Genomic DNA, 3,344 nt, shown 5'->3' on the forward strand with positions numbered 1-3,344 from the left:
TTATCACCCTATCTCCCCGTCTATCGGCACCCCCCTTAATAAGGGTAGATCCCCCCGCCTATCGGCACCCCCCTTAATAAGGGGGGCAGGGGATCAGAGTCCAAAATCTATTTAATTTACCTCCTCTAAGCCAATGTCTAGATTATTAATCAGCCAGTATCAGACGGAAGTTGAAAAGATTATTCAATATGGCGGAAGTCGCAAGGAAACTTCGATTAGAGTCGCTTTTCAGAATTTATTAAATGACTATTGCAAGGCGCGGGATTTTTTGTTAATTCCGGAGTTGGATTATCGCACTAAGTCGGGAAAAGTTGTCTATCCTGACGGGACGGTTAAGGATGCTTTACGGTTAGATTGGGGATATTGGGAAAGTAAGGATCAATACGATAATTTAGATGAGGAAATTGAGAAGAAGTTGGCGAAAGGCTATCCTAATGACAATATTTTATTTGAAGATTCCCAGACGGCGGTTTTAATTCAAGGAGGAGAGGAAAGACTGCGCGTCTCCATGCGCGATGATGAGGCTTTGGATGGGATTATTAATGCTTTTATTAATTATGTACGTCCAGAGGTTGAGGATTTTCGAGAGGCGATTGATAGTTTTAAGGAAGATTTACCAACAATTTTAGAAGCGTTGCGGGGTTTAATTGCGTTGCAGTCGGAGACGAATCGGAATTTTGTGACAGCGCGGGACAATTTTTTAGAGATTTGTCGCAAGTCAATCAATCCAGAAATTAGTCTGGAAGATGTGCGGGAGATGATTATTCAGCATATTCTGACAGAGGATATTTTTATCAATATTTTTAATGAGTCTCAGTTTCACCGAGAAAATAATATCGCCAGGGAATTACAGGGAGTGATTGAAACTTTCTTTACTGGTAATACTAAGCGCAATACTTTAGGAACTATTGAACGTTATTATGCAGTAATTCGTCGGACAGCGGCGAATATTTACAATCACCACGAGAAGCAGAAGTTTCTCAAGGCGATTTATGAGAATTTTTATAAAGCATACAATCCGAAAGCGGCGGACCGGTTGGGAATTGTCTATACACCCAATGAAATTGTCCGTTTTATGATTGAAAGTGTCGATTATTTAGTCCATAAGCATTTTGGTAAGTTGTTGGCGGATTCAGGAGTAGAAATTTTAGATCCAGCGACGGGTACAGGAACTTTTGTGACGGAGTTGATTGAGTATTTACCGAAGGATAAGTTACAGTACAAGTATAAGCATGAGATGCACTGTAATGAGGTGGCAATTCTGCCTTATTATATTGCTAATTTGAATATTGAGTTCACCTACAAGCAGAAGATGGGTGAGTATGAGGAGTTTGAGCATATCTGTTTTGTGGATACCCTGGACCATGCTGCTTTTCATCTCAAGCAGATGGATTTATTTGCCATGTCGGTGGAGAATACCCAACGCATTCAAAATCAAAATGACCGCAATATTTCTGTAATTATTGGTAATCCTCCTTATAATGCTAATCAGCAAAATGAGAATGACAATAATAAAAATCGGAAGTATCCTGCTATTGATAAGCGCATTAAGGATACTTACATCGAAGAGAGTACAGCGCAGAAGACAAAGCTATATGATATGTATTCTCGCTTCTTTCGTTGGGCTACTGATAGGTTAGGTGAAAATGGTATAATAGCTTTTATTACTAACTCTTCTTTTATCGATGCGAGGACATTTGACGGTTTTAGAAAAGTAGTAGAGAATGAGTTTAGTGAAATTTATATCATTGATTTAGGTGGTAATGTCAGGAAAAATCCTAAACTTTCAGGGATAACTCATAATGTTTTCGGTATTCAGACGGGGGTGGCGATTAGTTTGATAGTGAAGCGACAAAGTAATAATCTTCCTTGTCAAATTTTATATACTCGTCGTCCTGAATTGGATACAGCAGCCCAAAAATTAGAGTTTTTGTCATCGACAAAACTTAATCAGCTTGATTTCGAGCATATCATCCCAGATAAAAAGCATAACTGGATTGAACAATCAGATAATGATTTTAATGACTTGATAGCTGTAGTTGACAAAAACACTAAACTGCTCAAAAATCAAACTGACATTCAAGCATTATTTGAATTTTTCTCTCTAGGTGTTTCTACTAATAGAGATGAATGGGTCTTTGAAGACGATGAGAAATTATTGTCCAAAAAGATGCAATATTTTATTTCTATCTACAATGAATCGATTGATTGTAATCACATAAATTATTCGATAAAATGGAGTTCTTCTTTAGTATCCAAATTTAAGAACAAAGAAAAATCAGAGTATTTCCCAAGATTCGTAATTTCTCTTATTTATAGACCCTATATTACCAAGTATTACTATTCTGATAAATTTTTTTCAGATCGACTTACCTCAAATCATTATCAACTATTTGGCAATGAATTAATTAATTCAAATCAAGTCATAATGTTTTCAGGAGTTGGCTCTTCAAAACCAAATTCCGTGTTAGTAACTAACAAAATATTTTGTTTAGATACACTTGAAAAAACTCAATGTGTCCCCCTCTACCGCTACGACAAAGAAGGAAACCGCGTCGATAATATCACCGATTGGGGATTGCAACAATTCCAAAACCATTACAACGACAAAAACCTCACCAAACTCGATATCTTCCACTACACTTATGCTGTCCTTCACTACCCGGAATATCGCAGTAAATATGAATTAAATCTTAAGCGAGAATTTCCCCGGCTTCCCTTTTATGATAACTTCTCTCAATGGGTAGAATGGGGAAGCAAACTAATGGAATTACATATCAACTATGAAACCGTCGCACCCTACCCACTAACCCGCATTGATACTAATAATAACCTCAAACCAAAAACTAAACTAAAAGCTGACCGAGAAAAAAATTCCATCAACCTCGATGATATCACTTTTCTACAAGATATTCCCAAAATTGCCTGGGAATATAAACTCGGTAATCGTTCGGCCCTAGAATGGATATTAGATCAATATAAAGAAAAGAAACCCAAAGATCAAACCATCGCCGAAAGATTTAATAACTATCGCTTTGCCGATTATAAAGAAACAGTAATTGACTTACTGCAAAGAGTCTGTACTGTCAGCGTCGAAACCATGAAAATAATAGAAGCGATGAGACATTAAAAAGATTGCTTCTGGGAAATCTTATCGTACACCCTGCCCCCAGTAAAAACTTTTTCAGAAAACCCTAAGTAGCTGGTTATAATTAAATTAAAAATGGATTTTAGGTTCGATCCCCCCTGCCCCCCTTGATAAGGGGGGTGCCGATCGGCGGGGGGATCTACCCTTGATAAGGGGGGTGCCGATCGGCGGGGGGATCTACCCTTGATAAGGGGGG

1 protein-coding gene is annotated in these 3,344 nt (G+C 37.9%); it reads left to right on the forward strand.

The genetic code is table 11. From position 1 onward, the window contains the following. Positions 1-133: 133 nt before the first annotated feature. Entirely contained in the window at positions 134-3,130 is a 2,997-nt protein-coding gene (locus IQ234_RS20340; protein WP_193958403.1) for a type ISP restriction/modification enzyme, read from the forward strand. Positions 3,131-3,344: the final 214 nt, after the last annotated feature.

It is taken from the genome of Microcystis aeruginosa LEGE 91341, from assembly GCF_015206885.1.
Lineage (GTDB): Bacteria > Cyanobacteriota > Cyanobacteriia > Cyanobacteriales > Microcystaceae > Microcystis > Microcystis aeruginosa_H.

What these genes read in the sequence shown, in the direction of transcription:
- IQ234_RS20340 (WP_193958403.1), top strand. Translation starts at nt 134, where the DNA reads ATGTCTAGATTATTAATCAGCCAGTATCAGACGGAAGTTGAAAAGATT.